Source organism: Pedobacter sp. 01N310 (genome assembly GCF_056399805.1).
Genome location: NZ_JBFTSB010000005.1, coordinates 357,648 through 380,031 on the forward strand (window position 1 = coordinate 357,648; position 22,384 = coordinate 380,031).

Annotated in this window: 19 protein-coding genes; 9 read left to right on the top strand and 10 right to left on the bottom strand. The window is 39.2% G+C overall.

All coding sequences use genetic code 11. The features are described from left to right. Positions 1–37: 37 nt before the first annotated feature. The gene (locus tag AC1DNH_RS13365) at positions 38–1,339 is read left to right on the top strand and encodes a leucine-rich repeat-containing protein kinase family protein (protein WP_477584197.1); all 1,302 of its coding nucleotides are present in this window, start codon (positions 38–40) and stop codon (positions 1,337–1,339) included. Between the two features lie 22 nt (positions 1,340–1,361). On the opposite strand, the gene AC1DNH_RS13370 is transcribed toward AC1DNH_RS13365, so the two are convergent. The 3 genes from AC1DNH_RS13370 to AC1DNH_RS13380 all read right to left on the bottom strand — a co-directional run bounded on the left by AC1DNH_RS13370 (position 1,362) and on the right by AC1DNH_RS13380 (position 4,738). Next, complete coding sequence (locus AC1DNH_RS13370) at positions 1,362–2,465, bottom strand: TlpA family protein disulfide reductase (protein WP_477625431.1); 1,104 nt, start codon at positions 2,463–2,465, stop codon at positions 1,362–1,364. Positions 2,466–2,685: 220 nt separating this feature from the next. Continuing rightward, entirely contained in the window at positions 2,686–3,111 is a 426-nt protein-coding gene (locus AC1DNH_RS13375) for a VOC family protein (RefSeq protein ID WP_215165533.1), read from the bottom strand. Positions 3,112–3,871: 760 nt separating this feature from the next. Beyond that, entirely contained in the window at positions 3,872–4,738 is an 867-nt protein-coding gene (locus tag AC1DNH_RS13380) for an aldose 1-epimerase family protein (protein ID WP_477584193.1), read from the bottom strand. Positions 4,739–4,889: 151 nt separating this feature from the next. On the opposite strand from AC1DNH_RS13380, the gene AC1DNH_RS13385 reads away from it, so the two are divergent. Beyond that, complete coding sequence (locus AC1DNH_RS13385; protein WP_477610322.1) at positions 4,890–5,219, top strand: hypothetical protein; 330 nt, start codon at positions 4,890–4,892, stop codon at positions 5,217–5,219. Between the two features lie 76 nt (positions 5,220–5,295). Here the strand turns inward: AC1DNH_RS13385 and pepT are convergent, their stop codons facing one another. Next, a complete protein-coding gene (pepT, locus tag AC1DNH_RS13390; RefSeq protein ID WP_477610323.1) occupies positions 5,296–6,549 on the bottom strand; it encodes a peptidase T in 1,254 nt (417 codons plus the stop codon). Between the two features lie 59 nt (positions 6,550–6,608). Between pepT and AC1DNH_RS13395 the strand changes: the two genes are divergently transcribed. From AC1DNH_RS13395 to AC1DNH_RS13405, 3 genes are read left to right on the top strand one after another with little or no spacing between them, the layout of a single operon-like run. Next, positions 6,609–7,340 (top strand): hypothetical protein, encoded by a 732-nt coding sequence (locus AC1DNH_RS13395; protein WP_477584239.1) that lies wholly within the window; start codon positions 6,609–6,611, stop codon positions 7,338–7,340. Positions 7,341–7,370: 30 nt separating this feature from the next. Beyond that, positions 7,371–9,110 carry a M14 family zinc carboxypeptidase gene (locus AC1DNH_RS13400; protein ID WP_477584237.1) on the top strand — a complete coding sequence of 580 codons (1,740 nt, stop codon included), beginning with the start codon at positions 7,371–7,373 and terminating at the stop codon, positions 9,108–9,110. 5 nt (positions 9,111–9,115) lie between these two features. Beyond that, positions 9,116–9,730 (top strand): rhomboid family intramembrane serine protease, encoded by a 615-nt coding sequence (locus AC1DNH_RS13405; protein WP_029277963.1) that lies wholly within the window; start codon positions 9,116–9,118, stop codon positions 9,728–9,730. Between the two features lie 91 nt (positions 9,731–9,821). Here AC1DNH_RS13405 and AC1DNH_RS13410 read toward each other — a convergent pair whose 3' ends face one another. Next, entirely contained in the window at positions 9,822–10,805 is a 984-nt protein-coding gene (locus AC1DNH_RS13410) for a hypothetical protein (protein WP_477584235.1), read from the bottom strand. Between the two features lie 271 nt (positions 10,806–11,076). Next, complete coding sequence (locus AC1DNH_RS13415) at positions 11,077–12,213, bottom strand: hypothetical protein (protein ID WP_477625432.1); 1,137 nt, start codon at positions 12,211–12,213, stop codon at positions 11,077–11,079. 80 nt (positions 12,214–12,293) lie between these two features. On the opposite strand from AC1DNH_RS13415, the gene AC1DNH_RS13420 reads away from it, so the two are divergent. Beyond that, positions 12,294–13,325: a dipeptide epimerase gene (locus AC1DNH_RS13420; protein ID WP_477580306.1), complete on the top strand. Its 1,032-nt coding sequence runs from the start codon at positions 12,294–12,296 to the stop codon at positions 13,323–13,325. Here AC1DNH_RS13420 and AC1DNH_RS13425 read toward each other — a convergent pair. Further along, positions 13,303–13,500, bottom strand: coding sequence for a DUF6358 family protein (locus AC1DNH_RS13425; RefSeq protein ID WP_029277955.1), 198 nt, complete (start codon positions 13,498–13,500; stop codon positions 13,303–13,305). The genes AC1DNH_RS13420 and AC1DNH_RS13425 overlap by 23 nt on opposite strands. A 110-nt stretch (positions 13,501–13,610) precedes the next feature. Beyond that, on the bottom strand, positions 13,611–13,928 hold the full coding sequence (locus AC1DNH_RS13430; protein WP_215165554.1) for a rhodanese-like domain-containing protein: 318 nt from the start codon (positions 13,926–13,928) through the stop codon (positions 13,611–13,613). 128 nt (positions 13,929–14,056) lie between these two features. Between AC1DNH_RS13430 and AC1DNH_RS13435 the strand changes: the two genes are divergently transcribed. The 3 genes from AC1DNH_RS13435 to AC1DNH_RS13445 all read left to right on the top strand — a co-directional run bounded on the left by AC1DNH_RS13435 (position 14,057) and on the right by AC1DNH_RS13445 (position 18,533). Then, positions 14,057–15,184 (top strand): DUF4407 domain-containing protein, encoded by a 1,128-nt coding sequence (locus AC1DNH_RS13435; protein WP_477580304.1) that lies wholly within the window; start codon positions 14,057–14,059, stop codon positions 15,182–15,184. A gap of 189 nt (positions 15,185–15,373) precedes the next feature. Then, positions 15,374–17,206, top strand: a complete 1,833-nt coding sequence (locus AC1DNH_RS13440; protein ID WP_477580302.1) for a M61 family metallopeptidase — start codon at positions 15,374–15,376, stop codon at positions 17,204–17,206. A gap of 19 nt (positions 17,207–17,225) precedes the next feature. Next, positions 17,226–18,533: a M20/M25/M40 family metallo-hydrolase gene (locus AC1DNH_RS13445; RefSeq protein WP_477580300.1), complete on the top strand. Its 1,308-nt coding sequence runs from the start codon at positions 17,226–17,228 to the stop codon at positions 18,531–18,533. 172 nt (positions 18,534–18,705) lie between these two features. Here the strand turns inward: AC1DNH_RS13445 and carB are convergent, their stop codons facing one another. After that, positions 18,706–21,543, bottom strand: a complete 2,838-nt coding sequence (carB, locus tag AC1DNH_RS13450; protein ID WP_477580298.1) for a carbamoyl-phosphate synthase large subunit — start codon at positions 21,541–21,543, stop codon at positions 18,706–18,708. Between the two features lie 210 nt (positions 21,544–21,753). Further along, entirely contained in the window at positions 21,754–22,071 is a 318-nt protein-coding gene (locus tag AC1DNH_RS13455; protein WP_477580296.1) for a carboxypeptidase regulatory-like domain-containing protein, read from the bottom strand. Positions 22,072–22,384 lie beyond the last annotated feature (313 nt).

Genomic DNA, 22,384 nt, shown 5'->3' on the forward strand with positions numbered 1-22,384 from the left:
CTTATCTTCGTTCCAAATAATTAAAACCAGTATACCTATGCAAAACCTGTTAGCACTACAAAGTGGCGAACTTAAAGGAGCAGTATCGTTAAAAATTTCTGAAAACCTAACCGAGTTTCCAAACGAAATATTCGAGTTGGCCGATACTTTGGAGGTGCTGGATTTATCTTTTAATAAATTAAGTGCATTACCGGCAGATTTTGGCCGTTTAAAGAAATTGAAGATTTTCTTCTGTTCAGAAAACCTTTTCACGGTTATGCCTGAGCAATTGGCCGACTGCCCTTTGCTGGATATTGCAGGTTTTAAATCTAACCAGATTAAAACGGTGCCTGCAAAATCACTGAATCCTAATCTTCGCTGGCTGATTTTAACAAACAATAACATTGCCGAATTGCCAAAAGAGATTGGGCAGTGTACGCGGATGCAAAAGCTGATGTTATCGGGCAACCGTTTGGTGCAATTGCCTGATGAATTAAGTAATTGCCAAAATTTATCGTTACTGCGGATTGCTGCTAATAAACTGCATGAGCTGCCACAATGGATTGCCATGATGCCTAAACTTTCGTGGATTGCATTTTCCGGGAACAACTTTAGTAAAACTCCTGCTGTAGAAACACTTTCGTTAATTAATTGGCACGATTTAGAAATTAACCATTTATTGGGTGAAGGCGCATCGGGTATTATTTCGAAAGCAAACCGGACTATTGGTGATGAAACCCAGGAGGTAGCCGTTAAATTATTTAAGGGCAATGTAACCAGCGATGGCTTGCCGGAAGATGAAATGACGGCCTACATTGCTGCGGGTTACCACCCTGGTTTGGTTAATTTAATCGGGCAGATTGCCCTGCACCCTGAAGATAAAAAAGGACTGGTGATGGACCTCATTCCTCATCATTTTTATAACCTGGGTAATCCGCCGAGTTTAGAAAGTTGTACAAGGGATGTTTTCCCTGAAGCTATGCAGCTGTCGGAAAAACAGTTGCTGAGTATTGCCAAAACCATTGCCTCCTTAGCCGCGCAATTGCACGAGGCCGGGATTATGCATGGCGATTTATATGCGCACAATATCCTGATTGATGATGAGGGCAGTACTTTATTCGGCGATTTTGGTGCTGCAAGTTTTTATGATCAGGCTGAGGTTACACTTGCCACCGCTTTAGAGCGGATAGAAGTGAGCGCTTATGGTTACCTGCTCGATGATTTACTTTCGTTAAAAAACGAAACGGTAAGCGAAACGTGTTCGAATGCTTTGGGTACCTTAAGAGACGCCTGCTTAGTTGCATCACCATTAAACAGGCCTGGTTTTCAGGATTTGGTTGATGCGTTGGTGAAGATTTAAAAGCAAAAACTTATCTTTCGAATTATTTTGTAAAGATAAGTTGCTCCAACGTTTGATCAGAAACATTAATGCCTATTATTTGCCTTTTATCGTTTAATAGGATATTACCAGGCAAAGCATTAATACCAAAAGTTTTTGCAATTTCAGAATTAAAGCCTTCTTTTATTTGCACTTGTTTCCATTTGGTTATGTCATCCTCTTTACTTGCTTTAGTCATATTAACTAAATTTTCATCAAATGAGATGCCCACAAAACCTAAATTTTTATAATTGGTTGATTTAAGGATTTTGTTATGTGATCGGCAAGGTCCGCACCACGATGCCCAAAATGACAGATAAATGTACTTCTGATCTATAGCCTTAATTGCCAATTGTATTTCAGGGTTTTTGAGTTTCTCATCTTTAAATGCCGCTTCTTTAATAGTTATGTTATCTTTAATTTCCTGATAAATACTAACCGCTTCTCTTGGGTTTTGATTGGATACAAATGCCTTAAGTTGATCAACCGACCAATCATCAAATGAATTAATAATGTTCAGATATAAGACCGGGGCATAAACAGTGGTGTCGTAAGACAGTTTCTTGATAAACTCAAATCTATCTTTCAGATTAAGATTATAGTTTTCGTTTCGGATATCAGCCCGCGAAGCTATCTTGTCGTAATCTTTATATTTTAGCCTAAGCTTTTCTCCATTTTGATGGAGTATTTCATTGGTTCTGTCTTCAATCCTTTTAATATCAGCTTGTGCTTTAGAACCACTTGATCGATTGATAAAAGCCATTTTGTTTGTTGTAGGAAAAAAATATTCAACTTCGACATGACTGCTTTCAGGAGATAAATAGAAGGGTACGAATGAAGTATTGTCAGAATCGAAACGTAATATGCATTCGAAATAATTTTCATTTTTAAATGCAAATAGGAACTGACCATCCTTAATTCTGCTAGGAGATATTGATGTTCGAATTTTGTCGCCCAGTTTTTGGAGATAAAGTTTTGGCGTTTTATGGTTGAATGAGGTGTCTGTAATCTTAATATTTACCCAGACAGAGTCAGTAAGCGCTTTACTGTTCAGTGCTGAGGATGCAAGCAGTAAGGTGAGGCATAACGTTATTTTTAGATTTTTCATTCAATAAAAATGGTGATTCAAATTTTTTCATCCCATATATTTAACACTCTTTAACTATCTGATTTTATTGAATGTCTGTAATGATCAGTCTGTTGCTGGATAAACGTAATCAACAATGCTGACAAAATCTGTGCTGCCTATTTACTGAAAAATAACAAAGCTTAAGGCAGGATATTAAAAAATCCAGAGTAGTTATACCCTGGATTTCAACTGCGATTAACTATTTAGCATTACTAAAATTAACCATCCATTGGATACCGAACCTGTCTTTAAAGCTACCGAAGTAATCGCCCCAGAACATATCGTCCATTGGCATTTCGATGGTGCCACCTGCTGAAAGGCCGTTAAAGAAGCGATCGGCATCTTCGCGGCTCTCGACATTGAGGTTAATGTACATGTTGTTGCCTTCTTTAAGTACATGCCCTGCCGAAGGTACACAGTCAGACGCCATTAAAACCGTATGCTCATTAATGGGTAAGGCTACGTGCATTACACGGTTTTTTTCTTCGTCGGTTAATTTATCCGATTCGGGTGCATCGCCCATTTTTGCAAAGAAGGTAAATTCTCCGCCAAAAACCGACTTATAAAAATTAAAAGCTTCTTCGGCTTTGCCGTCGAAGTTTAAGTAAGGGTGCATGGTTGCCATAATCTTATTTATTTTGTTTACAACTAAGTTACTGCACCTTTTAATGATAAAATGGGTGTACTTGAGACAAATGTAAGGGCGTTTTTGACATCGTCAAATTAATAAACTTGTATGGTTCCATCTTGTTGCGATGGCCTTAACTCGGCTGTCGAATTTGAGAAAATATGTTTTTAAATAGGCTAAAATATTTTATTCATTTTGCAATAGCTTTTGGATAAGTTATTCTTTTACAGATGAATAAAACTGAACGGAAATAAATCCTTTATCTTTTTCATATTTGTAGCAGGGTATTAAACATTTAATGAAATAATTCTCGATCGTCCCAAAATAATTTTAGATTTGAGTAAACACGTCCTCTTTTTGAGGGCGTGTTTTTTTTGCAAAAAAAAACCTTTCATTGCTGAAAGGTTTCGCGTTTTAATCTAAATCGTCCCGTTGATTTAATTTTAACATTATAAATATAGTTATCAACATGTTAACATCAAATTAAAAGGTAAAAATACCCCTTTATGGGTAGTGGTTTCCACTACACCGCGATAACAGAAATTTTAATGTGCATAATTATTTGTTTGCTTCAATACGCCATTTACAAGCCGGCAATGTTGCTAATAACAAACTGGAGGCAATATTGCGAAAACAGAATAATTAAAAGGGCCCCTGTAATTTGCAAAGAAAAGCATGAAGAGGGCAAAGGCAAGTGTTAGCAAAAAACTACCGATAGCCAACTTAATTTTGTATCCAACTATAAGCAATAACCCATCTAGAAACACTCTACTTCCCAAAACCGCGACCAGTTTTCGCCTACACCAAGTTTTACTATACCCTCTTTGCGTGTTAATTCCTGATCGTGGTTAACGCCATCGGCCACTCCGCACCATGGCTCTAAACAAATAAAAGGGGCATCGGTAGCAGCCCAAATGCCAAAGAAAGGGAAATCATCGAAATGGAAATGTAATCCATAATCGTTTTTGTTGTTGAGCAAGCTGATGCAGTTGCTTTGAAGGGTTTTAAAAACCAGCGCATCGTTATAAAACAAATCATGTTTAAGGTTTAACCTGTGGCCACCCAGTTCAATGAGCTCCGTTTCGTCGGCTACTAAGCCATCTTCCAGTTTCCAGAAAGTTAATTTCTCATCGCTATTAAAAGCAAGATAGTAATCTTCGTAAACGGTATTGGGGGTATTGGGTACCGCAAATGCCGGGTGCGCACCAATTGAAAATAAAAGCTCGGCAGTACCGGTGTTTTTTACCTCGTAAGTTAAGCTCAGCTTTCTATCTATTAATTGATACCTCAGTTTCAGTTCGAAATAAAAAGGATATACTTTTAAGGTATCTTCATTTTGGGTTAAAGTAAAAACAGCTTCAGTTTCACTTATTTTTTCGAAATTAAAAACATGATCGCGGGCGAAACCATGGCGTGGCAGCTCATAGCTTTTACCTTGGTAAGTAAAACTGTTTTTTTTTAATGAGCCAACAATAGGAAATAAAACCGGACTGTGTTTTGCCCAATATTTAGGATTGGCATTCCATAAATATTCCAGCTTGGTTTCTTTACTAAATAAGCCTTGAAGTTCTGCGCCTTTAGCCGCCAGGCTAACTTTTATATAATCGTTCTCGAGAGTTATCATTTGCAATCTAAATTAACAAAAAGATGTACTTTAAAAATATCTTTTTTATTAATTTTGATTACTAATAAAGCTTAAGCAAATGAAAAGCTTAAAGCACTATTTATTTTATTACCCGCGCATTTACTTTCGCTTAAAATAAAATCAGAAACCCATGGCGATAGATTTAACAAAATTATCAAATGCAAAAGTGAAGGCCGCTATTACCGCATTGCAAAAAGGCGATGAAAAAATGTGGTTTCCTTTATTTGCTATCGATGTTGCCTTTTACGACGACGGAAACCAGATGAAATTTAATAACTTCTTTAAGAAAGCGCTGGGACATGAGCGTTTTACCAGTATAGATAAAGTTGAAAACAAAGGATTGGAGGTATATGGTCATTTCCACTCCGACCAATGGGGTGATTTTAAAACCTGCTTTAAATTTAAGGTAAACAAAGAAGGAAAAATAGCGAGGTTGGATATTGGACAAGCCTCCTATTAAGTTTGGAGTCTGGAGTTGGGCGTTCGGAGTTGGATACGGTTCCGAACTCAAAACTGCCAACTCCGAACTGCTACAACTACCCACGCTCTTCCCAAATACAGGCAATGTTAATAATGGTTTGTACCGCTTTTTCCATGTCCTGCACACTTACCCATTCTTGTTTGCTATGAAAAGCGTGTTCTCCGGCAAAAATATTGGGGCAAGGTAAGCCCATATAAGAAAGTCGCGAGCCATCGGTTCCGCCACGGATACTTTGTTGTTTTGCCACCACACCTGCTCGTTCAATGGCTTCAATTCCGTATTGTACAATTTTAGGATGCTGATCCAACACCTGTTTCATGTTGCGGTACTGTGCTTTAATATTAATTTTATAGGTAGACTTTGGGTATTTAGCCATCACCTTTTTTACGGTTTCTTCTAAAAACTGCCCATGTGCGGCTAGTTTTTCATCGGTAAAATCTCTGATGATAAACTGTGCTTCTGCTTCTTCTACCTGTCCGTTCATACTTACGGGGTGGATAAATCCTTCTTTTTGATGTGTAGCTTCTGGTGTGAGTGTGTCTTTTGGCAGCGAATCTAAAATTTCAGCAAGGATCTTAATGGCACTTTCCATTTTTCCTTTTGCAAAGCCCGGGTGAGTGCTTACGCCATAAATTTTAAGGGTGGCGCCATCGGCAGAAAAGGTTTCATCTTCGATTGAACCCAGCGTTTCCCCATCTATGGTATAGCCAAAATCTGCACCTAGTTTCTTTAAATCGGCTTTATCTACGCCGCGGCCTATTTCTTCATCAGGGGTAAAAAGTAGCTTTATGGTTCCGTGTTTTACATCAGGATTGCGCATTAAAAAGGCAGCCGCTTCCATAATTTCTGCTAACCCTGCTTTATTATCGGCACCTAATAAAGTTGTTCCACTTGCGGTGATAATATTGTTGCCAATCTGGTGCTTTAAGTCTTTGTGCTCAGACAGTTTTATTATAATATTGTTGTCATCTGGCAAAATTAAGTCCTTTCCTTGATAATTGTCATGAATAATCGGTTTAACATTTTCTCCACTACAATCTGGCGAGGTATCCATATGCGAACAGAAGAAAATTACGGGCAACTGCTTGTTTGTATTTGACGGGATCGTACCATAAACATAGCCATTATCGTCTATTTCGGCATCAGTAACGCCAATTTCTAACAGTTCCTGAACCAATTCTTTACCTAAGTTTTTTTGTTTTAGGGTTGATGGGCAAGTTGGAGAATTTGGATCAGATTGAGTATCAATCTTCGCATATTTTATAAACCGCTGCTCCAGAGATTTGTTAAAGTTGGTGTATGTGCTCATAATTCAAAGGTAAAAGTTATAGATATTCGATAAACATATTATTTTTGTAAAAAAACGATATGATTTTTAATCTGCTGAAAGCTACTTACATAACCCTTCTGCTTGTTTTTATAGGAAGTTTTTCTTTTGCCCAATCTAATTTTTTTAAAATGTCGTATGGCTTTGGAGGAGGAATAAACAAATCTTATACTGATGTGTACAAAGGAGGTTTTGGTTACACAGCCTATGGCGTATTCGATTATCATATCACGCCATTTGTAACCCTGGGTTTAGAAGGGCAGTATGGTATGATTCAGGGTGGTGATATTGAAACCGATCTGCACAACCGTCAGTTTGTAAACAAATATTCCGCCATTACAGCCAATGTAAAGCTAATGCTTGGTGAGGTGGTGAACTACGATAAAAGCGAGTTTTTATACAATCTAAGGGGTTTGTATGTAGGTTTGGGTATAGGGGTAATTAACAACAAGATTACCGATATTGTTCGGTATAAACCAAGCTGGGCAGCACACGATCCTGGCTATGGCCCTTTCCCTGGAAAAGATAAAAGCCTTAATATGGCGGTACCTTTAAACTTCGGTTTTAACTATTTCATCAACGATGGTTATGGCTATATGAGGTACGTTATCAACATTAATGCACAATCGAACTATACTTTTGGCGAAGGTTTGGATGGTTATAACGATTCGAGCGCCAAGTTTGCAAACAATTCGCCGGATGTTTACAACGTTTATACCATAGGTTTTAAATATATGTTTGGAACGATTAAATCTTATCGTAAAACCCTTTAATAACATCATTTCATTTCTTAGATTTAAGGCATGAAAAAATTCTTTGTGTTTTGTTTGCTTTCGATGAGATTAAAAGCTGCCGCACAAAAAACACCTTTCGAGCTGAGCGGAAAAATTGAAACCTCCACTTACAATGCTGCTATAACCTATTACGAAAACCTAACTAAGACCTATCCACAGGCCAAATTGTTCACCTATGGGCGTACAGATTTTGGTAAGCCTTTACATGTATTGGTTTTGTCGCGCGATCGGGTTTTTGATCCTTCGGAGATTAGAAAACAGAATAAAAGGATTTTATTGATCAACAACGGCATTCATCCGGGCGAACCAGAGGGGGTGGATGCATCGATGATGCTTGCCCGCGATCTGCTTAAGGCAGGTAAACTGCCAAATGATGTGGTGATCTGCATTATTCCCCTGTACAATATAGATGGCAGTTTTAACCGTAGCGGAACATCAAGGGCCAACCAGAACGGACCGGTTGCTTATGGTTTTAGGGGCAATAGCAAGAACCTCGATCTGAATCGTGATTTCATTAAAACCGATTCGAAAAATTCAGCAGCGTTTCAACTCATTTTTAATACCTGGCAGCCCGAAATATTTGTAGATACACACACCAGCAATGGTGCCGATTATCAATATGTAATGACGCTTATCCCTACACAAAAAGATAAGCTGAACCCGATTCTTTCGGGCTATTTAACTAAAACATTGGTACCTGATCTATATAAGGGAATGGAGAAGGTGGGTTACCCGATGATTCCCTATGTAAACTCGATAGGTGAAACGCCTGAAAGCGGAATAACCGGATTTATAGATCCCCCACGTTACTCTACCGGATATACCACGTTGCACAACACCATAGGTTTTATGCCCGAAACGCATATGCTAAAGGCATACGATTTGCGCGTTGATGCCACTTACGAGCTTTTGCAAACCTATATTCAGCTTGTAGAACGCGATGCCAAGGTTATTGGAGAGAATAAGCGGAAGGCCGATGAACTTGTTGCTGCACAAAAGGAATTTCCTTTAGAATGGAAACTGAACAAAACTGAGGTAAACGATCTGACCTTTAAAGGCTTTGAGGCCGGGCAAAAACCCAGTACGGTAAGCGGTGCCGATCGTTTATATTACGACCGTAGTAAACCTTACACCAGGACCATTAAAGAATGGAATAAGTTCGAACCTGCGGTGTCTATTCAAAAACCGGTTGCCTACATTATTCCGAAAGCCTGGGACCGCGTAATTGCCCTGCTTAAACTGAATAATGTTAAAATCAGGGAGCTAAAAAACGATCAGAAAATTGAAGTAGAAAGTTATTATATCGGCGATTTTAAAACCGGAACAAGGCCCTATGAAGGGCACTATCTGCACTCAGCCGTAAAATTGAATACACTAAAACAGAACCTCCAATATTACGCAAGCGATTTTGTGGTTTATGTTAACCAGCCTGTTAACCGGTATATTGTAGAAACACTGGAGCCACAGGCTACTGATTCTTATTTCAACTGGAACTTTTTCGATTCAATTCTGGATATGAAAGAACATTATTCGGCATATGTTTTTGAAGATACTGCAACAGCATTACTAAAAAATAATCCAGAACTACAGCATAAATTGGAGGCGAAAAAAGCTTCAGATGCCGAATTTGCGAAGAATGCGGCTGCACAACTTGATTTTGTATATAAAAATTCTGATTATTACGAAAAAACACACAATAGATATCCGGTAGCCCGTTTGGTTACAGACGTAAAACTTGATTTAAAATAACCCCCATGGAATACTTCAATATTGCACCAGTTGCCTCCGTAATTTTCGTTTTTACCATTATTACCAGCTTATATGCTTTCTATGATCATTCGCTTTATGGCAAGTTTATGCTGCATCCGTATAGTGTATCCAAAGGACAGAATGTATATACCTTGATTACCAGCGGGCTTGTGCATGCAGATTGGATGCACCTGTTTTTTAATATGTTTACCTTCTATGCTTTTGCCTTTACACTGGAAAGATTAATGGGGAGCTGGCAGTTTGGATTACTGTATTTTCTGGGGTTGGTGCTAAGTGATCTACCCACCGTTATTAAACATAAAGATCATTTTAACTACAATAGCCTTGGTGCATCCGGAGCCATTAGTGCGGTGCTTTTTAGCTATATTTTGTTTAATCCAATGTCTAAAATTTACATCATGTTTATTCCTATCGGCATTCCTGCTGTAGTTTTTGGGATTTTGTATTTAATTTATTGTGCTTATGCTTCCCGCAATTCGAGAGACCACATCAATCATGATGCACACTTTTTTGGTGCCTTAACCGGATTGATTTTTACCATCATTTTTGTCCCGGGTATTTTGCAGAACTTTATTACGATGTTAACAGGAGGGAGATAATTTTCGCACGCGACCGTCATGCTGAATTTATTTCAGCATCTTTCATGCAAGATAGACCCTGAAATGAATTCAGGGTGACGACCTGAATTTATTACCCCGCCGTAGGCAAATAGGGTTTCTCAAAGAAACTCTTCGGCTCATCAGGGTTTTTAATAATCTCGAATACCACATAACCCCAGGGTTTCCAGAAATTTTCCAATACCTGCGCATATACTTTATGTTGCCAAACATCAAAAAGCGGTTTGGTCATGTTGCCGCGTAAAGGCATGGCTTCGATATAAGTGGTGCCTTCTACTGGCATAAAAGTATACTCAGGCAAGCGGTTAAACAGGTAGGCAGAGTAATAAAAACGCGCACTCAGCTCTTCAAACTGTTCGGCGGTTAAAGCTTTTCCTTTTATTTCGTTGATGATATCCTGATGATAGCGTTTATTGGTACCATTATCCTGTAAACAGGCGATGATCCCAAAATCTTTCATTTTTAACGAGAAGGTTAAAGTGTTTATCTCATCACGGAAACTGAACGGTGTTTCTCCGTTTTCTAATTTCACTACCGTGATAGACCATGGTGAAAAATCTTCAAACTCGAGACTGGTATACAGGTTCTGCATCATGAAATTCAGATTGGCAAATTTCATCATTAACGATTGCGACATATTTAAACCATCAGCAGTCATTTCCTTGCGTAAGGCCGAATGCATTTCGATGTATACAAAGCCATATAAAAATTTGCCGATCCAGTTAAAAAGATCCAGTTCGGGCAATGCGGAAACGGCATCGTACCCTGTTGCAAATGCTGCTTCGATCTTGTGCTCAAGCGGGGTTAAAAATTGCTCGTTTACTTCGCTGTTCACCGGGATAACCAAGGTGTTGTACGAACGGATACTCTCATCCAAAAACTGGATCTGCTCTTCGCCACTTAAACCAGCCTGTGCTAACAACCATTTTGGAATTAACGGCACCTGAACAACAGGCGAATTAAAAGTTTTGCCGCTTAGGAAGCAGATTTTGTATAAAAAATCGAAGTTTTGGAAAGGATTGTATAAGCCGGTATTCATCACTGCAATATTAGCCATTATATTTTTAGGGCTTTGCAACGATATTTTATTTTAACGCAGGGATTACAACCACCTCACCCTGTTAGCGGGCTTGCTTGAGCACTATCTCAGGATAGAGGTATATCATAAATATAGATTTGTCATCCTGAGCTTGTCGAAGGACCTGCATAAATACGCTTTAAAGTGTTTCGACAGGCTCAACATGACAGCATCTGAGGTAAATCGCCTTACGATACTACCTCAACAAAAGACATTGCTATACTACATCCATAAACAGGGCGGTTAAGTCCTAGTAATTATTATAATAATAACTGATATCATCAACCAGCTGGTTGTAAATGGGTTTGGTAAATTCTAAAAACAAAGCACTGGGTGGTGGAGGCAGTTGCTCCCTCCTTCGGGTAATGGCCAATTGTTGTTTACTGAGCGCCCTATCATCACCTTTATAGGTTGCCCAATTATCTCTCCATACATAAGTTCCAGGGAATTTCTGCTGGCGTACCAGTTTTTTTGTGCTCCAATCGGTAATGCTCATATCCAATAATCCCGACGAAGAGATGTTCTTTTCGAAAATACTTAAGGTGGCTTTAACCGTGCCGTAAATTGGTTTTTTCTCACGGGTTTCGCCAATTACCACACTGTCGCGTTTCAACTTTTCTACCCTTTCTTTTACATAGGTTTGGCCTACCACAAAATCATCAAAGTTTAAACTCAATACCTGATCGGGAACAATTTTTTGATCTGTTGCCTGGGCCTCGCCATAAAATATCACAAACTTATTTCTCGAGTAATTTCCAATAAACTGATCGATCTGCTGTTGAAAATAATCAGCGCTTAATTTGTACATGCCGCTGTTTACAATAATCGGCTGTACCACAACCCTGGTTACCGCTGCCCAATAAGCATCCTCCATTTTGGCTTTGGCATCTTTATAATTTGGCTGAAGATTCTGTGTTTTCTCAAATTCGTAGTATGCCTTTTTTGCCGACTGGCGGTTATTTTCTCTCAAATAGCCCAAACCTGAGTTATACCTTGCGGCAGCAGCATTGTATTTGCTATCAGCAAGTTCATTGATGTATTTTGTCGGACCTGGAACAACCGTTAAACAGGCTGGGCAGCTATTGATCTCATCAGCCAATTGATTAATTTTTTGATAATCGTACATCACCGATTCCCATCTGAAAAGGTCGTTAGACATTTTAGCCTCTTCAATTTTTCTTAAATGATCCTGTAAGGCCAAATCGTATCCTGTTTTTAGCACCTCCATAGCCTCACTATTTTTTGGCGAGTTTTGCAGCCTGCTTACTGCTTTAGCAACCGAAGCATCGTAATCACCTTTTTGTAAGGCTTTTTTTCCTGTGGTACATCCTCCAATAATTATTAAGGATAAATAAATAAAATACCGTAATCTTGAAATGTTTTTCATGGCAGTGGTAGTTGCGTTAATAAAAACAAAGATAATTTGCAAAGCGATAATTACCTTATTTATTTAGAAGACGATTGATAATGAAGATTAGTTGCAGACAATTTGAATTAGAATTAAAACATCCTTTTTCGATCTCGAAATTTACCCGTACCAGCACCCCCTTAATGTTGTTGAAGATAGAATATGAAGGTGTAACAGGTTATGGTGAGGCTTCTATGGTACCCTATATGGGCGAGAGCTATGAAAGCGCAGCGGCTTTTCTTAGCCTTGTAGATTTGGATAAAATCCAGTATCCATTCGATTTCAAAGAAATAATTAGCTATCTGGACAGCCTTGCTCCAGGCCAGCCAGCCATTAAAGCGGCAATAGATATTGCGCTTAACGATATCAATGGAAAGCTGTTAAATAAACCCTGTTATGAAATTTACGGCGCAGATCCTGCTAAGATGCCGGTAACTTCTTATACCATTGGGATTGATACGCCTGAAGTAATCCGCGAAAAACTGAAAGATGCTGAAGCTTTTAAAGTGATCAAAGTTAAATTGGGGAGGGATAACGATCAGGAAATTATCGAAACGATCAGGAGCATGACCAATGTACCCTTATATGTGGACGCGAACCAGGGTTGGGCAGATAAAATTAAAGCGATCGATTTAATTTATTGGCTGCATAACCAGGGCGTGGTGTTAATCGAGCAGCCTATGGATAAAAACAACCTCGATGGGAATGCCTGGCTAACCGAGCGCAGCCCAATCCCGCTGTTAGCTGATGAAGCCGTACAGCGTTTAGCCGACATGGACAAACTGAAAGGCGCCTATCATGGCATTAACGTAAAACTGATGAAAAGCTGTGGCATGTACGAAGGGCATCAGATGATTTTGAAAGCCCGTTCTTTTGGGATGAAAGTGCTGATTGGCTGTATGAGCGAAACCAGTTGTGCCACTTTGGCCGCAGCTGCTTTGGCTCCTTTATGTAACTGGGCCGATTTGGATGGGCCATGGCTCACCAAGAATAACCCCTTTACTGATCCGGCTTTCGAAAACGGTAAGTATATTTTAAAAGATCTGCCCGGTTTAGGCTTAACAGGCATTACTTCTGATCTTTTTCTTTAAAGCTTTTTCTGATGTCTTTGGTAAGTTGATACTTAAAGTAGAACAAACAAGCCGTTGTGCCTACCAAAAAGCCAGCTGGAAGATATTTAGCATTGTTATAACACCAAACCAATCCGAAAATAGAAAGGATAATGGCCAGGTTATAGAAGATATTTAAAGCAAATTTTTTACCCACAGTTGAAATGATTGAATGACGAAATTAGAGAATGATTGAATGAGCGAATGAATTTTGAATAAGCGTTATGCTATTAACAATCACTCATTCAAAACTCATTCATTCTATCATTAATATACTGGCATGTTGGGATCAAAAGCTTCTTGCCAAGCTAAAATACCGCCTTTTAAGTTATAAAGATTATCAAATCCGTATTGTTGCTCCAACTGCATTACTGCTGCTGCGCTTCTTTTTCCACTGCGGCACTGAATAATTACCGGCTTATCTTTCGCAACCTTATCAGCCTCAATTAAAATTCCACCTAAAGGGATATTCTCGCCTTCAAGATTGGAAACCTCATATTCGAATGTTTCACGAACATCAATCAATTGAAAATCTTCTTTGTTATCGATTTTCTCTTTTAGTTCTTGTACCGATATTTCTTTCATTTTATTAAATGTATTTATGCAAATATAGGAAAATCAACTTTACGCTCCCCATCAAAAAAATGCCATAAAATTTTGTTTGAAGCTGTAACAACTTTAACCCTTAGGCGTTTAATTATAAATAGTTACAAATGGACAAACTGAACCGTTTCTTTTGGTTTTGCTCTGGCGCTCATATCCCGACACTGGAAAAGTATCCTTCAGAACAAAATAAATATACTGGCATTGGCGCCACCATCTTTTTTACAGGCTTATTTGCTGCCCTTTCCGGAGGCTATGCCATGTATTTTGTGTTTAAGGGGGATGATCTGGCGGTAATTTTTGCCATTGTTTTCGGCTTTTTATGGGGGGCGGCCATCTTTAATATGGACCGCTATATCGTATCGAGCATTAATAAAAGTGCAAGTACCAATAAACAGTTGTTACAGGCTACACCGCGTATTCTGTTAGCCATTATGATTGGTATGGTAATTTCGAGACCAATAGAGCTTAAAATTTTTGATAAGGAAATTAAAGAACGCCTAAAAGTAAGTTACTTAAACGGCCAGCGTTCTAAAATTGATACCCTGAACAAAGCCTTTGAGAAAAAATATCAGGTAGAATTTGGCAGGTTAAATCAACAGAAAGCCACACGGGATTCGCTTGAAAAAGGAATTAAAGCGGATAGACAAAAACTTAATTTCGAGATTTTTGGAAACAAAACCACCGAAACATCAGGGGTAATGGGCTACGGACCGTATGCCAAGCGCAAGGAAGCTGAAATAGCACAACGCACGGCTGAATTAGATTCACTAAAAGCCGCCATCAATAAATCGGAAGGTTTTGTAGATAAGCGCAAAGAATTTGATGGGCTGTTTACTGAAAAACTGTACACTAAAAAACAGTTAGACAGTTTATCGGATATTGCTGGTTTTGCCGACCGAAACTGGGCATTAGGGCAACTTAAATTTAATGTAGATGGCACACGGGATAACAATACGGCAATCGCTGTTACTTTTATCGGGCTACTGTTTATCTTTTTTGAATGCTTGCCGGTGTTTGTAAAACTGATGAGTGCACGCGGGCCTTATGATTATGCTATAGCGGATGGAGATGAAGTATCGATTTATCATTCGAAAAAAGATAAGGATTTCCATTTTGAAGTAGCAGATAATATTCACGAAACAAGGGTCGATTCCGAATCATCTAAAAAGAAGGGAATTATAAAAGGAAAAGCTTACCGCGATCTCGAAAAACACGATTGGGATAGCGAGAGCTAAGGGGAAATGTAAGAAGGTAATTGAGAGCGGATGGTTCGTAGGCCATGGCTTAACTCCTAAACCAAAAAAAATCAACTGTGAACATTAGGCTATCAGTTATTGACTATCAGACCATCAACTATTATCCATCGTACATTTTACCTCAAACATCTTCCATTTTTATTAAATTGCCCTTATAATCCCGATTTTATGAAGAAATTTTTAGGTGCTGCGGTATTTGGTCTACTATCGTTTCAGGCTTTTGCCCAAAATGAGATCAGTTATACGGTTTCCTTTCCAAATGTTATCCATCATGAAGCTGAAATCAGCATGGTTGTCCCAAATGTTCCTGCGGGTACGCTAAAGGTCAGAATGAGCAGGTCATCTCCGGGCCGTTACGCTACACATGAGTTTGGAAAAAATGTATATCACCTGAAAGCTTTCGATGCATCAGGCAAACAGCTGGCCATTAAACAAACAGCAGGCGATGTTTATGAAATTCCCAATCATGGTTCCAGCGTAAAAGTAAACTATACACTTTTTGGAAACTGGATTGACGGAACCTATGCAGGTTTCGACGAAACCCATGCACACATGAATATACCGGCAACTTTTGCTTTTCCGGTAGGCATGGATAACAGGCCGCGACTGGTGAAATTCAATTATGCCGAAAAACAGGACTGGAAGGTAGCTACACAGCTTAAGCCAATGGCCAATGGGACTTATTTCGCGCCAAATCTCCAATATTTTATGGATAGTCCTACCGAAATTGCCAATTACAAAACGGCAAGCTGGCAGGTTAAAAATACCGATGGTAAAGTTCAGACCATCCATTTAATTACGCATGCTAACGACGACCAGAAAACCATTGATAATTATGCTGAGATGCTTAAAAAAATGGTCGATGAACATTTTGCCGTTTGGGGCGAATTTCCCACATACGATTACGGTAATTATTATTTTCTGGATGATGTATATCCGGAGAATGCAGGCGATGGAATGGAGCATAGAAACTCCACATCGATTGTGCAGCGCACACCAAAAATTGCGGGTTATGAATCGAACCTCCTGGGTACTTTTTCGCACGAATATTTTCACAGCTGGAATGTAGAGCGTTTAAGGCCAAAAACTTTAGAGCCCTTCAATTTTGAGCATGCCAATATGAGTGATGAACTTTGGCTGGCTGAAGGCTTTACCCAATATTATGGCAATCTGCTGTTAACCAGGGCGGGTTTAAAAACTACCGACAATGCCATACAAACTTTTAACGGCCTGGTAAATGCTGCTTTACTGTCTCCCGGAGCAAAAAACTTTTCGCCAATTGAGGCCAGTAGGTATGCGGTGTTTGCCGATGCTGGTGTGGCTATCGATCAGACCAATAAAGGCAACATATTCACCTCGTATTACACCTATGGTGCTGCAACTGCCCTGGCTTTAGATCTTCGCTTAAGAACCGAATTTAAACTCAGCCTTGATGATTATATGCGTGCGCTTTGGAAAGCCTACGGCAAGCCAGAAATTGCGTACACTGTACCTGATTTAGAGAAAACCCTAGCAACGCTGACTAAAGATCGTGCTTTCGCTGCCGGTTTCTTTAAAAATTATATTTACGGCACCGAAAAGAACGATTATGCCAAGCTGCTTTTAAATGCAGGTCTTGTTTTGCGCAAAGCAAATCCTGGTAAAGCTTTTGCTGGCTTTGGCAAGATTAATAACCTGGATGGGAAATTGATATTAGGACAGACACTGATGGGTACGCCTGCATATGAGGCAGGTTTAGATGTTGATAATGTATTGTTAGCCATCGATGACGTGACAGTAAAAGATGTAGCTGCGGTTACGGCCATTAGTGATGCCCATAAACCCGGCGATGTGCTGAAGGTTACTTATCTTTACCGTGGAGCGCAAAAAACGGCACAATTAACCTTAATAGAAGATCCGGCTTTAGAGCTTGTTCCGATTGAAAAAACAGGGGGAGATTTAACACCGGCCATGCAAACTTTTAGAGATAAATGGTTAACATCGCAGGTAAAATCTAAATAGCAAAACTAATACTTATTATATGAAGAAAATATTCTTTTTTACGCTTGTCGGGATGGCAAGTTTGCAGCTTAAAGCGCAAAACATAGATAAAATCATCACCCGCGAATACACCGATCACCTGATTAAAACCTTAAGTGCCGATGATATGCAGGGGCGTGCAACCTTTACGCCAGGCATTGATAAAGCGGCTACTTTTATCGAATCTGAGTTTAAAAAGATCGGTTTACAGCCATTAGCTGGCGAGAAAACTTTCCGTCAAACCTTTAATAAATATCAGGTTACCAACCAAGGTACAAGTGTTAAAATAGATGGACAGGAAGTTGCCCCAGAAAATTTAATTGTTTCAGGCGTAACTTCTGAGCGTGTTACACTAGATAAATCGAACACCACTGTTGTTAAATTAGATCCCGAAAAAGCATTTGTGCCTCAGCTAAGGGCAACGATGGGTGCCGGAAAAAACCAGATTGTTTTGGTTGACAGTAAATTTACCGATCTGTTTAACCGTTATAGAAGTTACTTCAGTAAACCGGCAACTGTTGATGAGAAAGATGTTAAAGCAACTACAAGCGCTGTACAGGTTTTTGTTTTGGGTAAAGATGCCGCAACAGATTTTTCGGCAACATTTAAAAGTAAGGTAGATAAAATGCCTTTATTTAATGTTGCAGGGGTAATTCCAGGTAAATCAAAAGCAAAAGAAATTGTGGTTTTCTCAGGTCATTATGATCATTTAGGCTTTTTAAAAAGTGTAGATGGTGATAGTATTGCCAATGGTGCAGATGATGATGCTTCAGGTACGACGGCTATGATTGCCCTTGCCAAGTATTACAAAGCGCAAAAAAACAATGAACGTACTTTAATCTTTGTTGCTTTTACTGCTGAAGAAATCGGTGGTTTCGGTGCAAAATATTTCTCTGAAAAACTAAATCCTGATGATGTAGTAGCCATGTTCAATATTGAGATGATTGGTAAGGATTCGAAATTTGGCAAGAATACCGCATTTATTACCGGTTATGAAAGATCTGATTTTGGAAAGATTTTGCAGAAAAATTTGGCTGGGACCGAATTTACTTTCCATCCAGACCCATATCCAGATCAAAATTTATTTTATAGAAGTGATAACGCAACTTTAGCTGCTTTAGGCGTTCCGGCACATACCATTAGTACCGATAAAATTGATATCGATAAATTATACCATAGTGTGAAAGACGAATATAGTTCTTTGGACGTAGAAAATATCCTTTCTACCATCAAAGCGATCGCAAAGAGCGCCATTACCATTGTAAACGGAACGGATACCCCAACGAGGATTCCGAAGTTGAAGCAATAATAGCGGCAGTTATAAAACGGTCGTCATTCCCGCAGGTGGGAATCGTAATGCAGTAGGCTTTAAGATTCCCAATCAAGTTGGGAATGACGAGCCGCCCAATACAACTACAAAAAAAATGGCCAGTGAAAAATCATCACTGGCCATTGCTATTTTATAAGTCTTCGTAAGCAGATTACTTACTCAAATACATTGATTTGTCTTTGTAAAGCTTGCGGAAGTAAGGATCTTCTAAATCTTTGATGAAACGGATCGCCTCACCGGTAGATTTCATTTCAGGACCTAATTCTTTCGCTACCTCCGGGAATTTCTCGTAAGAGAAAACCGGCTCTTTAATGGCATAACCTTCAAGCTTACGAACGATCGTAAAATCTTTCAGCTTCGCTACACCCAACATAATTTTAGCGGCGATGTTAATGTATGGAACATCGTAAGCTTTTGCGATGAAAGGAACCGTACGTGATGCCCTTGGGTTTGCCTCGATTACATAAACTTTCTCATCCTTAATGGCGAACTGAATGTTTAATAAACCACGCACATCTAATGCTTTTGCAATTTTGATCGAGTATTCTTCCATTGCTTTAGTTACCGTTTCTGATAAGCTGAATGTAGGTAATACGGCAAATGAATCTCCTGAGTGGATACCTGCAGGCTCGATGTGCTCCATCATACCCACAATGTGGACATCCTCACCGTCAGAAATCGAATCAGATTCTGCCTCTTCTGCCCTATCTAAAAAGTGATCGATCAATACACGGTTGCCCGGTAAATCGCCCAATAATTTTACTACTGCTTTTTCCAGGTCTTCATCGTTGATTACAATGCTCATGCCTTGTCCACCCAGTACATAACTCGGACGGACCAATACAGGATAACCTACTTCGTTTGCTACAACGATTGCTTCTTCAGCATTCTCTGCAACACCATATTTTGGATAAGGAATATCTAATTCTTTCAACAGGTCTGAGAAACGGCCACGGTCTTCAGCGATATCCATATTCTCGAAAGATGTTCCGATAATCTTGATGCCTCTTTCGGTTAATTTCTCAGCCATTTTTAAAGCTGTTTGTCCACCCAATTGAACGATAACGCCCACTGGTTTTTCCAGCTCGATAATTTCGCGAACATGTTCCCAGAAAACCGGCTCGAAATATAATTTATCGGCCATGTTAAAGTCTGTTGAAACTGTTTCAGGGTTACAGTTAATCATGATGGCCTCAAAACCTGTTTCTTTTGCTGCCAATAAACCGTGCACACAAGAGTAATCGAATTCGATACCCTGACCGATACGGTTAGGACCTGAACCCAATACAATTACCTTTTTCTTGTCAGATGGAACAGATTCGTTTTCCTCTTCGAAAGTAGAGTAGTAGTATGGTGTTTTGGCCGGGAACTCCGCAGCGCAGGTATCAACCATTTTATATACCCTGTTTATACCTAAAGCTTTACGGCGATCGTAAACTTCATCTTCCGTAACATTGCCTAACAACCAGGCGATCTGGATATCAGAGAATCCTTTTTGTTTAAGCGTTACGAAGAAATCTTGAGGGATATTGTTTAGTGAATATCTTTTTAGTTCAGTTTCGAGCAATACCAGCTCCTGAATCTGGTTTAAGAACCATTTGTCAATTTTGGTTACCTTACGGATAGACTCTAAAGGTACGCCCATTGCCATGGCATCTTTTATTAAGAATAAACGGTTCCATGAAGCGTGCTCCAAACCGTCCATAATCTCTTCGATATTGCGCACCTGTCTGCCATCTGCACCTAAACCAGCGCGGTTAATCTCTAAACTCTGACAAGCTTTTTGTAGTGCTTCGATAAAAGTACGGCCAATTGCCATTACTTCACCAACCGATTTCATCTGTAAACCAAGCTCTTTGTTAGCGCCTTTAAATTTATCGAAGTTCCAGCGGGGTATTTTAACGATTACGTAATCTAAAGTAGGTTCGAAATATGCTGAAGTGGTTTTGGTAATCTGGTTTTCAATTTCATCCAGGTTGTAACCGATTGCCAGTTTTGCTGCAATTTTTGCAATTGGATAACCAGTTGCTTTACTTGCCAAAGCTGATGAACGTGATACACGTGGGTTAATTTCGATGGCGATAATTTCATCGTTTGCCGGGTTAACCGAAAACTGAACGTTACAGCCACCGGCGAAGTTGCCGATTGCACGCATCATTTTGATCGCCTGGTTACGCATATCCTGGTAACAACGATCAGATAAGGTCATTGCTGGAGCAACAGTGATCGAATCTCCTGTGTGGATACCCATCGGATCGAAGTTTTCGATCGAACAGATAATGATTACGTTATCGTTGCTGTCTCTTAATAACTCTAACTCATATTCTTTCCAGCCTAAAACAGCTTTCTCTACTAATACTTCATGTGTTGGCGAAGCCTCTAAACCACGTTTTAAAGCGGCATCGAACTCTTCTTTTTTGTGTACGAAACCACCACCGGAACCACCTAAAGTGTATGATGGACGGATTACCAATGGGTAACCGATTTCTTGTGCTGCTTCTTTACCTTCTAAAAATGAGTTGGCAATTCTCGATTCTGCAACACCTACACCGATATCAACCATTAACTGGCGGAAAGCTTCGCGGTTTTCGGTTTTTTCGATTGCAGCAACATCTACACCGACTACTTTTACACCATATTTTTCCCAAACACCACGTTCTTCAGCTTCTTTACAAAGGTTTAATGCTGTTTGGCCTCCCATGGTAGGAAGTACCGCATCAATTCTAGGTAAATCTGCAGAGTCGATGTGCTCTTGTAAAATAACCTCTATTGAATCAACAGTTAACGGGCGCAAATAAACATGGTCGCCGATAACCTTGTCCGTCATAATTGTAGCCGGATTAGAGTTGATAATGGAAACGGTAATCCCTTCTTCTTTTAAAGAAAGAGCCGCTTGCGAACCCGAGTAATCAAATTCACAGGCTTGGCCAATAATAATTGGTCCAGATCCGATAATCAGTACTGAGCGTATGGAAGTGTCTTTAGGCATGATAAAGCTTAAACAATAATTAAAATTCTAAAGTGTTGGTTCTTTTGAAACCCTGAAAGCAACGAGATTTTGTGCTTGTAAGAAGAAAAATCCCAACTGTTCTGTCGGGATGCAAAGATACATCTTTAGCATGATTTTTAGGCGTTTTTTTTAAAATAAAAAAGAGCACTATTTAAGTGCTCTTTTTAGATTTTTCTTTTGCGAAATGAACTATTGCTGTAATTTAATTTCGCCTAAATCTGTGGTGGCGCTATCTTTCACGGCAACCTTTTCTATAACAGCATCTTTGTATGGTGCATTGGCTTTTACAACGACAGTATAAACGCCTTCTTTGAGGTTAGTAAAAGTAAAAACACCTTGGCTAACCTGCGCTTTTAGCGTGTCTGTCGCCGCTACAAGCGAAACAGCAGAAGCCGCATCACCCGGTGTAATTTTTCCGATTATTCCACCCAATTTAATATTTGTAAAGGCAATTGAACCTAAAGCAAATACAATGAGCAGAGATAATACAACACATAACTTTTTCATGGTATAACGTTTTAGTTGTTGATGTCTTAAATAAATAACACCATTTAGTACAAATAGTTTTAAATAATGAACACTAATTTTTAGATTGTACTATAAATTATACATGGCTGTCAAAATCAAATGTACGGTTTTATTGTAAATGTTAATTAGTGTTAAAAGAATTTCGTAAAAGTGGCGCTACACGTCAGAATTAAGTCACGAAGTTGTGATATTAGAAATATTGGCAATAATGTTGTAATAAGCAGAACATATATGCGTTTTGTATATACTTTAGACAATGATCTAAAGCTTCCTCCGCGGATTAGTTACCCGC